Below are 12,546 nucleotides of genomic sequence, written 5' to 3'. Positions count from 1 at the left end.
TTTTTGCAGAAAAATATGATTTATACCAACATTTCTCCCTCACCTCTAAGGTGTCAAAGTTGTAAATCTAAGAATGAGTGAGAAAACAGGAGAAAACATTACTTTATAGTGGGAGGAATAAAAATGAAGGCTGCAAGTACGCTGCTATTAGTTACTGCCATAATTGAAGCTATTTTAGGCTTTCCCGTACTGGGGGGCGCGTTGGTCATATTCTCTGGATACACCCTGTTGTTCGCAGCGCTTGTTCTTCACATCGTGACGCTTGTGTTTTGCTCCCAGCATAATAAACCGATCGTGGGCAGCATTCTTGGTATCGTTACATCGGTACTGGCTTGGATTCCAATTCTCGGCATGATCATGCACCTTACGACGGCCGTATTTCTATTCATTGCTGCATCCAAGAAAGATCAGCACGTCAATCCGCCATACCCGCCCGCTCCGGGCAGCTTCTAATCACCAAAGAGGGCTATCCCACCGTAGAATTTTCTACAGGAGGATAGCCCTCTCTTATGGTTTAAGCACGAGCCTCGCTATTTAACCGGCTAATCATATTCCTTCTCCTGTGTACGCTCAGGATCAATCCCATCGCCATTAGTTCGAGAATGCCGTTTGTTCCGCCATAGGAGACGAATGGCATAGTCATTGCCGTTATGGGCAGAAGGCCCAACGACATGAGTATATTCCATCCGAAATGCATACTTATAACTGAAAATAAACCAACGACAAGGCCTCTGGCGTAAGGATCCTTGAGCATTCTTGCAACGCTAAATGCTTTGCCAATCAGTATTAGCGTTAATACCACTATGCTGAAACCAAACACCCAGCCAAGACTATATATCAAATAGGTGAAAATCATTTCACTTTGAACAAATGGAATCATTGTATTTTTCGCGCCAAATCCTTGTCCCCACATTCCGCCTGATAGTATGGCCTCTATTGATCGATGTGTTACATAGAGCGAGTCATCAGATGCATTTGGGTTCAGGAGGGCAGTGTATCTATTCCATACAGCTTGATAACGAAAAGGACTGAGCTTTAACAACGTTATTCCGATGGCCACTAATGAAGCCAAGCTTACTAAGAACACTTTGTATTTCTTAGCAACATACAGCATCAATATCATTAACCCGAAGCCATAAACGATGAAATCATGAAAGGAGTGAGCTTGGCTATACAAAAACGTAGGTACGAACACATATAAAAGAATCATTTTGCCAAAGTGCAATGACTTTATAATTACCTCTGTCCTCTCCGTCTTCAGGTCCATCAGCATTCCGGCAAAAGCAATCATAAACAAATAAGGAGAAACGCCATAGACATCAAAGGTATGCGCCCCAATCGCTATCCAGCGTTTCATACCATTAATCTCAGTACCGATTACATTACAGGCTGCCATCAGCAATATAGTACCACTGTAGAGATACCATGAGTACTTTCTCCATTTTCGATAATCCATGAAATAAATACCAATGACGAGTAGAACACCTATCGCTGTATACAATACTTTTTTAAGAAAGAATTGAGCTGTACTTTGTTCACTATAAGCAAATTGCATCGCATACATAGCAAGCAGCCCAATGCCAACCATAATCGCAACAATGGCTGCTAGTCCCCACTCCATCACCGGCTTATGAGCCGCATGCAGCTGCTTGCCGATTTGGTCTGGATCACCCATTTGCGCCAGCGCCTGGCGAGTTGCCTCCTCCACTGACAACCCTTCGCCAAGCTTGTCTTCCACCAACTCGTCTAGATGACTCGTAATCTCAAGCTGAATATCAGGATGCACATCTCTAGCTTTCACATGCCCGCACACTTGCTTTATGTATTGATCAACCGACTCTTGCTGAATGCTGTCCTTGCTCATGCATGGCCCTCCCCGATCACACGGTCCACCGTCGTTCGAAACAGCGTCCACTCCTGCTTCTTCTCCTCCAGCTGTCCCTTTCCACGCTCAGTAAGGCGATAATATTTGCGTTTGCGGCCGCCTTCCTCATTCCAATACGATTCCACCAGCTGCTCAACCTCGAGCGTATGCAAAATCGGATAAAGCGTGCCTTCCTTGAAGGTAAATACGCCGCTGGAGCTGCGTTCAATTTCCTTGGTCATTTCATAGCCGTACATTTCCTTACGTTCAAGCAGCGTTAAAATTAAAATAACGGTGCTGCCCTTCATAAGCTCCTTATTAATCTTCATGGCTTCCTCCCCCAATTAGTATCGACTTACTATGCATCGAATATCTATGTATAAAAGTATATACTGGTCTCCTGAAGATTTCAACCTCCCTTAAAGAAAAGATTGTCAATTCATCTATTCGCTGATATATTTATGCATATCCTTCAGCCCCACAAACGTATAAGTACATAAGTTACTTTAATCAGCTGTTCTCATCAAAAGGGAGGCAACAAAATGAATCAACCATTCGGGCTGCATAAAGAAGAAAAAACGTACGGTATGCTCTGCCATCTGCTCGCTTTCAGTGGGATCATCATTCCGTTCGGCAACATCATCGGACCGCTTGTCATCTGGCTTATGAAGAAAGACCAATCCAGCTATGTGGATATGCACGGCAAGGAATCACTTAATTTTCAAATCAGCAATGCCATCTACACCATCATTTCCAGCCTGCTCATTTTTGTACTCATCGGTTTTGTCACCACACCGCTTTTGTTTATTTTCTGGCTTGTATTTACGATCATTGGCTCCATCCGCGCATCCGAAGGGAACGGCTACCGTTACCCGTTGACGATTCGTTTCTTCAAATAAGACAGAAAGGCGCCGGAACCAACAGGTTCCGGCGCCTTTTCTATTTGGGCAGCTGTGAAGCATATTTCTTCCGCAGCGCGTGCAGGAGCAGCCTTAGACTATTTACAGTCCAGTTGTTGGCGCTTGAAACATCTGTGTCAGCTCATCTAGCGTGATGGCGTCTGTCGGAATTTCATTCTTGAAGCTCGGCGCCTTGTTGATATCCGAATAAGTAACGTCATAATGAAGACCAAGCTTCATATTTTGTCCGCTCTCTTTATCGGATGCTTCAACATTGATTTTGCCGGCTTGGTAGGAAAGGTACCCGTCAGAAATTGCAGCTGTTACTTTAAGTGTCTTCGCTTTGACAACATTTTTGAGTGAGTTAACGATATCCGCTTTGTTTGTCTCAAGGTCCGCCTTCATCTTCTCAACGTTAGCCTTCTCCAAGTTCAGCGATTTTAAAGATGCTTCGTTTTTAAGCAGCACGTCAAGCACTTCAGGCAAGACTTGGTTCACAACGGTATCCACCGTTTTCTGGTAATTGCCCTCATTGATTTCAAAAGAAATGATTTGATCCGCTTTTAAACCCTCTGGCAGACCAGCTTCCCCCGCTTTAGGCTCACTAAAGTATGTTTTCTCATCAAAATGCTTCAGCAGCACTTCGCTAATTTCTTTCCCTAGCTTCTGCTGAGTTGCAAGATCAAGCGCACCAGCGGCGCCCTGCTGCTCTGCAAGCTCCTTGAGATCAATTTTGATGAACTTGTCTGTCACCGTCTCCGGCAGAGGCAGCATCGGAATTTGCGGTATTTTTACATACAGCATTTCTTCTGTCAAAATCATCGGTACCGTCAGCTTCATTTCCATGTCGCCCGGCAGCACGATCTCCATATTCATATCCGTACGCAGCGGCTTCTTCTGGTAAACAGCATCCACTGTTATCGTCGCATCTTTAATCATGCCGACGATCGCTGCTGTGGCTGCTGCGTCGCCTTGCAGCGCTGCATCCTGCGGAATTTCCAGCTCATCTAAACCAAAGGACATTTTAACTGCATATGAGTCCGCCTCTGTAATCTTTGCCATAGCCGTTTGCAACGCTTCCTTCGGTGGCTTACCCGAGCTGCAGCCTGCGATCACAACCAAAATAACGGCTAACAAGAGAACCGCTATTTTCTGTACCTTTTTCATTTAAAAATTTCCTCCCCTATCTTTTTATAAGCACCTCCATTCTATACTATAAAAGCCCCTTTTAGAAGTTATCTCCAAAAAATCCCGTTTCAGCATGCTGAAACGGGACATTTGATCTATTCATCTTTGACTGATTCTGATTTACCCCTGCGGGTTATTATGGCTCACATGATTATGCTGCTTCGTTTTCTTAGAGCCGGATAATGGCTCCTGCTGCCCGCCGTTATCGCGGTTTGCCTTATTGTTGCCTTGCGGATTGCTATCCGGCACAGGCATGCTGTCTGGCTTAGACATTATAGAATCACTCCTTCAAGTCAACTCTTTTGATGCTCCATATTCGCAGGCTGATCATGATTCAACGCATCCTGATGACGCCTGTCGTTCTTATCCTGCTGCAGCTGCTGTGCCTGATGGCTGTTGACCGGCTCTACTTCTAGAGCATCCACGACATTCGATAAGTTTTTATCGGCGGTTCCTTTTGCTTTCGTCATAAGTGATGGTCTCCTCTATGCATGCGTCAAGCGTTGCAGCGCTTGTGCACATTCATGCAAATGTCTGGTGTAATCCAGTATAAGCTCTTGAATGACGTCCCCACGTTCATCGACATTGATCTTATCCTTCTCTACGTCAATAAACGCGACCTTCACTTCGCGGCTGTCTACATAAGTAACTTTAAAATCAAGCGAATACATTTGATGGCCAGCCGTATCGATCGTTATGCGCAGCGATTTCGAATCGGCTTCATCCGGCAGCACCTTGCAGCGATCAGCACTATTTAGCGTCTCCGGCAAGGTTTGCCGCCAAGCATCTGCTAAGTTTTCCTGATTCATTTGCAGCTCATCTGATTTGCCCATTAATTAAAGCACCTCCACACCGTATAACATGCGAATCGCGACTTCATTTTATACGGGGAGTTAACGTACAAAAAAAGCCCAAACGCTGAGCGTCTGGGCTTGTTCATATGCAGCTAAGAAAAATATGGAGGAGAGAGTGGGACTCGAACCCACGTGAGCTTGCGCTCTAACAGTTTTCAAGACTGCCCCGTTATGACCGCTTCGGTATCTCTCCATCATTCAATTGTCACAAGAAATATTGTACCACAGGCCAAAATAAAGATGCAACTATATTTTGGCCATATGGCAAAAATATTTTTTTAAAGCTTAGCAGCCTCGATCGAGCTGATACCGCCCATATACGGACGCAGTACTTCTGGAATCGTTACCGATCCGTTTGCTTGCTGGAAATTTTCGATGATCGCCGCAAAAGTACGACCGATGGCAAGGCCCGATCCGTTTAGCGTATGCACGAACTCCGGCTTGCTCTTCAAGTCTCTGCGGAAACGGATGCCGGCACGGCGCGCTTGAAAATCCTCCACATTCGAGCATGACGAAATTTCACGGTACGTACCCGCGCTTGGCAGCCACACCTCAAGGTCATACGTTTTGGCCGCTGTGAAGCCCATATCGCCCGTACAAAGCGTCAGAACACGATACGGCAATCCTAACAGCTGCAGCACCTTCTCGGCGTTAGCGGTCATTTTCTCAAGCTCATCATAGGAATCCTCTGGCTTCGTCAATTTGATCAGCTCAACCTTATTGAACTGATGCTGACGAATCAAGCCGCGCGTATCGCGTCCTGCCGAGCCCGCCTCCGAACGGAAGCATGAGCTGTAAGCCACAAAGTACTTCGGAAGCTCTTCCGCCGGCAAAATCTCCTCGCGATGCAGGTTCGTAACCGGAACCTCAGCCGTCGGAATAAGGAAATAATCCGAATCAGCGATTTTGAACAAATCCTCTTCGAACTTAGGAAGCTGTCCCGTACCAATCAAGCTGTCGCGATTGACAATATATGGCGGCAGAATCTCTTCATAACCGTGCTTGTCGCTATGCAAGTCCATCATAAAGCTAATAAGCGCGCGCTCTAGACGCGCACCCAAGCCGCGATAGAAAGTAAAGCGCGAGCCTGTTACCTTCGCAGCGCGTTCGAAGTCTAGAATACCAAGCGACTGAGCAATCTCCCAATGCGGCTTAGGCTCAAATGCAAAGCTCGGCACATCGCCGTGTTTGCGAGCCTCTACATTATCTTCCTCCGACTTGCCGATTGGCACGCTATCGCTAGGAATGTTCGGAATCGCTTGCGTTAGCTCTATCACCTGAACATCCAGCTCGCGAAGCTCATCGTCCAGCTCTTTAATGCGGTCGCCAACCTCTCTCATCTCAATGATGAGCGATTCTGCGTCCTCGCCTGTTCTTTTGAGCTTAGCGACTTCCTGCGAAACCGTATTCCGGCGGCTCTTCAAGTTCTCCGTCTCTTGGATAAGATCACGGCGCCTTGTATCGAGCACAGGAAATTTTGCAATGAGATCAAGCGAAGCTCCGCGATTTTGCAGCGCTGTCTCAACCTTCTCAAATTCGTTTCTTAACAACTTCACATCCAGCACGTCTCAAAAGCCCCTCTCTGAAGGGAGTGATTTTTTTTTTTGTAAAAGCTCTATTCCTTGCCTGTGGCTGCTTCCTTCACCATATCGACGAAGTATGCATGCAGCCTATAGTCATCCGTCAGCTCTGGGTGATAGGAAACTGCAAGAAGATGTCCCTGCCTTGCCGTTACGATCTCATCTTTATACGTTGAAAGCACTTCTACATCAGATCCAACTTTTTTGATCAGCGGTGCACGAATAAATACGGCCCGAACGGGCTCATCGATACCTTTAACCGATAAATCCGTCTCGAAGCTTTCCTGCTGGCGTCCGAATGCATTCCGCGCAACCGTCATGTCCATGAGGCGCAAATGTGCATCTTCTTGGCCTTCGATCTCGTCAGCCAATACGATAAGACCTGCACAAGTACCAAACAAAGGCTTGCCTTGTGCAGAGAAATCTGCGATAGCTTCCATAAAACCGTATTTCCGCATCAGCTTGCCGATTGTCGTGCTCTCGCCGCCAGGGATGACAAGCCCTTGCAGCTCATCAAGCTCCTCAACCCGCTTAACGGCGACCGCCTCTGCGCCCGCCGCTTCTAAGCTTCGTATATGCTCTGCCACTGCGCCTTGAAGCGCAAGAACACCTATCTTCATCGCTCTACTCGCCTTCCTTTACGGGCAAGGGCCGGCAGCGCTATAAGCGCTAAGCCGGCACCTGCATATTACATCTATTAGATACCGCGGTCTTGCATACGCTCAGCAGCGTTAAGCTTGGAAATTTCGATACCCTTCATCGGTGCTCCCAAGTTTTTCGATACTTCCGCAATAAGCTTGTAATCCTGGTAGTGTGTAGTCGCTTCAACGATTGCACGAGCGAACTTCTCTGGGTTCTCCGATGTGAAAATACCCGATCCAACGAATACGCCGTCTGCGCCAAGATGCATCATCAAAGCTGCATCGGATGGAGTTGCTACTCCGCCCGCTGCGAAGTTAACGACTGGAAGCTTGCCTGTCTCATGAACACCAAGCAGCAAATCATAAGCTACGCCGAGGATTTTAGCTTCGTGGTAAAGCTCGTCCTTCGACAAGCCTTGGATTTTGCGAATTTGTCCGTTGATCAAGCGAAGGTGACGAACCGCTTCAACGATGTTGCCCGTTCCCGGCTCACCCTTCGTGCGAAGCATTGCTGCTCCTTCTTGAATACGGCGCAGTGCTTCGCCAAGATCTTTGGCTCCGCATACGAACGGAATTGTAAATTCTTGCTTGCTAATATGGAACACTTCATCAGCCGGCGTAAGTACTTCGCTCTCGTCGATATAATCAACGCCCATTGATTCAAGTACTTTAGCTTCTACATAGTGGCCGATACGAGCCTTTGCCATTACGGGAATCGAAACAACCTTCATTACTTCTTCTACAATTGTCGGGTCAGCCATACGAGCTACTCCGCCTGCTGCACGAATTTCAGAAGGGACGCGCTCAAGCGCCATTACCGCTGTTGCTCCTGCTGCTTCTGCTACCTTCGCTTGCTCGGCGCTCATAACGTCCATAATGACGCCGCCTTTTTGCATTTCTGCCATGCCGCGTTTTACGCGCGATGTACCTGTTTCCATGTTACAAATCCTCCTATTGTCATCCATTATAAATGTATATTACCGAAGTTGTTCTAACCATTGATTTTACAGGAACCAAGATTAATCGACAAGCCTTGATTTACTTAATTTCCTTGTTTCCTGCTTGGATTAGAACAGATTGACGATTCCGTTAAACAAACCAGCGAAAAAATCTCCAATTGCACGGAACATCAAGCGGAACCAGCCAGCCTTTTGCCCATCTTCCGTCGTAATCAGATTCACGGTTTTCTTCAGCTCTTGCTTCGTTTCCGCATCGGTGTACTTGTACGTTACTGTACCTACAACGGTGCCCACCGGAATTGGTGCGACAAGCTCAGCTTCTGACTTCACTTTGCTGTCAACAACCTCGATCTTAGGCTCTGCACCCTTCTTAACCATGAACGTAATATCCTTCTCTGTCACAACAGGCAGGGTTTTCTTTTTACCCTTCTTAATCTTAACTGTTTTCACTGTTTCTACCACGGATTTTGGCGGAAGCACCGTCTTTTTCTCAAACGTGCTGAAGCCATAGTTGTACATCTTCGCCGTTTCGTTAAAACGGGCAGATTTGGTCGCTGTATCCATAACGACGCTAATAAAACGCTGCTCGCCTTGCTTCACGGTACCCGTAAAGTTGTAGCCGGCTGAATTGATAAAGCCTGTTTTCATCCCGTCAACGCCTTGATAAGCTAAATGCTTAAGGCCTGTTTGATTCGTGTTCGTCCCGAGCATCCAGTTAATATTGACGATCGGCTCATCGTCGCGCTCGCGGAATTTATATTCCTGCAGCTTCGAGTACTCCAAAAACTCGGGATGCGTGCTCAAAATAATTTGTGCAAGCTTGGCCATATCGGACGCAGATATGACTGTTGTATCCGAAAGACCCGTTGCGCTTGTGAAAATAGCTGTTTTAAGGCCGAGCTGATCGGCTACTTCATTCATTTTAGTGACAAAGCCTTGCTCGCTTCCCGCAATTTGCGAAGCAAGCGCAATCGTTGCATCATTAGCGGAGCCTACTGCCATAGCTTTATATAAATCTCTAACCGTATGTTGATCGCCTTGTGCTAGAAATACAGATGATCCATCCGGAGGGGTAGACGCTGCTTCTGCGCTAGTCGTCACGACATCCTCCCATGATAGTCGCTCATTCGATATTTCCTCAAGAACGATATATTCCGTCATTAGCTTGGTCATACTTGCGGCAGGAAGCGGTTCCTCTGCATTAACCTCATACAATACTTGACCGGAATCCGCGTCAATTAAAATAGCTGCTTTGACCTGTAAGCCTAAAGAATTTTCCGTACTGGGTCTTCCTTGATATCCATTTGCCATCGCCACCGCAGAACCAAGCGACAGCATTACCATCCAAACCGCCAAACTTGCAGCGATGACCGACTTTAACCGAACCGGTCTTACCATTTCCTTCAACGTCGTCTCCCCTTTTCCCACTTGGTTTGTCCGTTGTTAATTGTAACATATCGAACCCTAACAATTAAACCTCTAGCAGGCACTGAAAGAATGAGTAATCCTTCATAAAAAAACCAGACAAGAAAAGCGATTGAATCGCCATTTCCTGCCTGGTTTAAAAAGAAGCTTATGCTTTTAAACTTATAGAGAGTAGTTAGGAGCTTCCTTCGTAATTTGCACATCATGCGGATGACTTTCACGAAGACCTGATCCCGTAATACGAACGAATTGCGTATCGTTCTTAAGCTCGTCCAGAGACGCTGTGCCGCAATAGCCCATACCTGAACGCAAGCCGCCAAGCAATTGATGAACGGTGTCAGCAAGCGGTCCTTTGTAAGGAACGCGACCTTCAATACCTTCCGGAACAAGCTTATTCTCGTTCTCTTGGAAGTAACGGTCCTTGCTTCCTTCCTTCATTGCGCCAAGCGAGCCCATACCACGATATACTTTAAAGCTGCGCCCTTGGAAAATTTCAGTTTCGCCCGGGCTCTCAGCCGTACCTGCGAACAAGCTTCCGATCATAATTGCGCTTGCTCCAGATGCGATTGCTTTCGTAATGTCTCCTGAATATTTAATACCGCCGTCTGCAATAACCGGAATATTGTATTCGCGAGCAACCGTTGCACAGTCATAGATCGCAGTAATTTGTGGTACGCCGATACCCGCAATAACACGAGTCGTACAGATCGAACCAGGTCCGATCCCTACTTTAACAACAGATGCGCCTGCTTCGATAAGATCGCGTGTAGCATCGCCTGTAGCAACGTTGCCTGCGATTATCGTAAGATCAGGATAAGTAGCGCGAAGCTTGCGAACCGCATCTAAAATGTTGATATGGTGTCCGTGTGCCGAATCGACGACTAGAACATCAATACCCGATTGTACCAATGCTTCTGCACGGTCCATCGTGTCTTTCGAGATACCGACTGCTGCTCCGCAAAGCAACCGTCCGTGCTGATCCTTCGCCGCATTCGGGAACTGGATCGCTTTCTCGATGTCTTTAATTGTAATAAGCCCTTTAAGCGTGTTAGACTCATCGATAAGCGGCAGCTTCTCGATCTTATGCTTCTGCAGAAGCACTTCCGCTTCCTGCAAAGTCGTACCCACAGGTGCTGTAACGAGATTGTCGCGAGTCATCACTTCATTTATTTTAATGGAATAGTCATGTACGAAACGCAAATCACGGTTTGTCAAAATACCGACAAGCTTCTTGTCTGGATCAACAATCGGCACACCCGAAATGCGATATTTTCCCATCAGCTCTTCTGCGTCATAAACATGGTGCTCAGGGGTTAGCGAAAACGGATTTGTGATTACACCGCTCTCCGAACGTTTAACACGGTCTACTTCCTCCGCTTGCTGTGCAATCGACATGTTCTTATGAATAATGCCAATACCACCCTCACGCGCTATTGCAATCGCCAATGCGGCTTCTGTAACGGTGTCCATACCTGCGCTTATGAGCGGAATGTTTAGCTTAATGTTCTCGCTTAATCGAATCGAGATGTCAACTTCTCTAGGCAGCACTTCTGATTTGCGCGGAATAAGCAGGACGTCGTCAAACGTTAGCCCTTCTTTGGCGAATTTCGTTTCCCACACGAGTATGTTCCTCCCTTAATTTTAAGTACGTCTCACATATATTATTGCAATATTAGCAGAGGGGGTATAGGCTGTCAAGGCTGACAAACGGCTTTGTTATAACCACTTTATACTGTATTTGGGACAAGCCAAGCATGCTATTTCTTTAGAAAAAATCAGGTAAATACGTTATTCGTTCGGGAATACGATCGTGTAAGCGTTTAATCGAAGCTATATCTCCTTCAATACGCCCCAATTGGGATAATTGCATCGGTCTAAGGTACCCTAGCAGCAAGGAAGTAAAAGTACCAATATCCACTTTAATAGCTCCATCAATTCTTTGATTATCATCCAATCGTTGGAGCGCAGCCGTTCCATTTTGAGCTATTTCAAGCAAATAGTACCCATTATTCCAAGGCGCATGCTCGTCGGTGATCTCGATCGGGATATCATCGTTATTCACAGCGATTTCAAAATCATAGCGACGAATGAACGCCTCAGCATCTACTATTCGTGCCATAAAATAAGGTACAACTTCCTGCTGAATTTTAGGATTGCTAAGTAGATAAGGAAGCTTGTCATCAGAAGGCACCGTAATGTACACTTCGTTAATCATCGAGTCATGCTGCGCAATAAATGACCACAAGGCTGCCCTCGTCTCTTCATTTAAATATATAAACTCATGGACGGTTAGCCGCTTATTTTTCACTTCATAGATGATGTAGCCCATCGGCTCTCCGCTCTTATCGTGATAAAGAGCGATTTGACCCGGCTTTTTCCTGCTGACGCGATTGTTCCACCACAGCTCGGTACGCTTGAGTGATCCGTTATATTTTGATGCATAAGCTTCATAAATATCGCTAAGCAAGCTGTAATTTCCGCTTCCGCTAAACCGCTCCATATGCCCTTCATTCGCAATTCTAGCCGGAAGCAGCTCAGTCTTTATGGTGTAAGCTTTATGTTCGGTGTAAATCTCCCAGCCAAACTTACGATAAAAGCCAAAAGCGAAGGGGCTGAGCATGGAAATAAGCTGTCCTTTTTCCTTCATATCCTTTAAAGCGAGCACAAGCATCTTAGATACTAAGCCCTGCCTTCTATACTCTGGCCATGTCGCTACGCCTGCAACGCCGCCCATGGGAAATGCTTTTCCTCCAATATACGTTTGCAGATCAAGGACTATGGCTTGTGCAGCGAACCTCTGATCTACGAAGGAGGCATAATATACAGCAGGCTCACTCATAAAATGTTCTCTTGTTTTCTCAAGAGCATCAGCCGAAAACTCATATTGGAAGGCAAATTGCATTAATGCCATGCTGTCGTTAAATTGTTCTGTACCCATATGCTTAATTTCAATTGCTTTAGCCATTTTCATACCCTCCTTTTCCCTATCTCCTTATCATACCGTAAAAACAACAAAAAGACCTATCGCATCACATGCGATAGGTCTCTCGTGCTTGGCGACGTCCTACTCTCCCAAGACCCTGCGGTCTAAGTACCATTGGCGCTGGAGGGCTTAACGGTCGTGTTCGGTATGGGA

General features: G+C 46.4%; 14 protein-coding genes, 1 tRNA gene and 1 rRNA gene. 2 read left to right on the top strand and 14 right to left on the bottom strand.

The window, feature by feature from the left end; translation table 11 throughout:
* Nucleotides 1–123 precede the first annotated feature (123 nt).
* A complete protein-coding gene (locus AC1TPC_RS26345) occupies nucleotides 124–453 on the top strand; it encodes a hypothetical protein (RefSeq protein WP_482069689.1) in 330 nt (109 codons plus the stop codon).
* Between the two features lie 61 nt (nucleotides 454–514).
* Here AC1TPC_RS26345 and AC1TPC_RS26340 read toward each other — a convergent pair whose 3' ends face one another.
* Nucleotides 515–1,864 (bottom strand): FtsW/RodA/SpoVE family cell cycle protein, encoded by a 1,350-nt coding sequence (locus tag AC1TPC_RS26340; RefSeq protein WP_482069688.1) that lies wholly within the window; start codon nucleotides 1,862–1,864, stop codon nucleotides 515–517.
* On the bottom strand, nucleotides 1,861–2,193 hold the full coding sequence (locus tag AC1TPC_RS26335; RefSeq protein WP_482069687.1) for a PadR family transcriptional regulator: 333 nt from the start codon (nucleotides 2,191–2,193) through the stop codon (nucleotides 1,861–1,863). The genes AC1TPC_RS26340 and AC1TPC_RS26335 overlap by 4 nt, the downstream gene beginning before the upstream one ends.
* A gap of 213 nt (nucleotides 2,194–2,406) precedes the next feature.
* Between AC1TPC_RS26335 and AC1TPC_RS26330 the strand changes: the two genes are divergently transcribed.
* The gene (locus tag AC1TPC_RS26330; protein WP_482069686.1) at nucleotides 2,407–2,763 is read left to right on the top strand and encodes a DUF4870 domain-containing protein; all 357 of its coding nucleotides are present in this window, start codon (nucleotides 2,407–2,409) and stop codon (nucleotides 2,761–2,763) included.
* A gap of 102 nt (nucleotides 2,764–2,865) precedes the next feature.
* Here the strand turns inward: AC1TPC_RS26330 and AC1TPC_RS26325 are convergent, their stop codons facing one another.
* From AC1TPC_RS26325 to rrf, 12 genes are all read right to left on the bottom strand, one after another.
* Complete coding sequence (locus AC1TPC_RS26325; RefSeq protein WP_482069685.1) at nucleotides 2,866–3,930, bottom strand: hypothetical protein; 1,065 nt, start codon at nucleotides 3,928–3,930, stop codon at nucleotides 2,866–2,868.
* A 141-nt stretch (nucleotides 3,931–4,071) separates the two neighbouring features.
* On the bottom strand, nucleotides 4,072–4,224 hold the full coding sequence (locus AC1TPC_RS26320) for a small acid-soluble spore protein P (protein WP_482069684.1): 153 nt from the start codon (nucleotides 4,222–4,224) through the stop codon (nucleotides 4,072–4,074).
* 20 nt (nucleotides 4,225–4,244) lie between these two features.
* The gene (locus tag AC1TPC_RS26315; protein WP_482069683.1) at nucleotides 4,245–4,421 is read right to left on the bottom strand and encodes a hypothetical protein; all 177 of its coding nucleotides are present in this window, start codon (nucleotides 4,419–4,421) and stop codon (nucleotides 4,245–4,247) included.
* A gap of 15 nt (nucleotides 4,422–4,436) precedes the next feature.
* The gene (locus AC1TPC_RS26310) at nucleotides 4,437–4,784 is read right to left on the bottom strand and encodes a hypothetical protein (RefSeq protein WP_482069682.1); all 348 of its coding nucleotides are present in this window, start codon (nucleotides 4,782–4,784) and stop codon (nucleotides 4,437–4,439) included.
* Nucleotides 4,785–4,909: 125 nt separating this feature from the next.
* Nucleotides 4,910–4,998: transfer RNA gene (locus AC1TPC_RS26305), tRNA-Ser, on the bottom strand.
* Between the two features lie 85 nt (nucleotides 4,999–5,083).
* Entirely contained in the window at nucleotides 5,084–6,370 is a 1,287-nt protein-coding gene (gene serS / locus AC1TPC_RS26300; RefSeq protein WP_482069681.1) for a serine--tRNA ligase, read from the bottom strand.
* A 50-nt stretch (nucleotides 6,371–6,420) separates the two neighbouring features.
* Nucleotides 6,421–7,005 (bottom strand): pyridoxal 5'-phosphate synthase glutaminase subunit PdxT, encoded by a 585-nt coding sequence (gene pdxT / locus AC1TPC_RS26295; RefSeq protein ID WP_482069680.1) that lies wholly within the window; start codon nucleotides 7,003–7,005, stop codon nucleotides 6,421–6,423.
* A 77-nt stretch (nucleotides 7,006–7,082) separates the two neighbouring features.
* Nucleotides 7,083–7,964 (bottom strand): pyridoxal 5'-phosphate synthase lyase subunit PdxS, encoded by an 882-nt coding sequence (gene pdxS / locus AC1TPC_RS26290; RefSeq protein WP_482069679.1) that lies wholly within the window; start codon nucleotides 7,962–7,964, stop codon nucleotides 7,083–7,085.
* Between the two features lie 129 nt (nucleotides 7,965–8,093).
* A complete protein-coding gene (locus tag AC1TPC_RS26285; protein ID WP_482069690.1) occupies nucleotides 8,094–9,383 on the bottom strand; it encodes a D-alanyl-D-alanine carboxypeptidase family protein in 1,290 nt (429 codons plus the stop codon).
* A 189-nt stretch (nucleotides 9,384–9,572) separates the two neighbouring features.
* Complete coding sequence (guaB, locus tag AC1TPC_RS26280; protein ID WP_482069678.1) at nucleotides 9,573–11,030, bottom strand: IMP dehydrogenase; 1,458 nt, start codon at nucleotides 11,028–11,030, stop codon at nucleotides 9,573–9,575.
* Between the two features lie 145 nt (nucleotides 11,031–11,175).
* On the bottom strand, nucleotides 11,176–12,375 hold the full coding sequence (locus AC1TPC_RS26275) for a GNAT family N-acetyltransferase (protein WP_482069677.1): 1,200 nt from the start codon (nucleotides 12,373–12,375) through the stop codon (nucleotides 11,176–11,178).
* An 86-nt stretch (nucleotides 12,376–12,461) separates the two neighbouring features.
* Nucleotides 12,462–12,546 (bottom strand): 5S ribosomal RNA (gene rrf / locus AC1TPC_RS26270); the annotation flags it as partial.

This window comes from Paenibacillus sp. Y280 (assembly GCF_056786335.1).
This window is presented reverse-complemented; position numbering and strand designations above follow the sequence as displayed.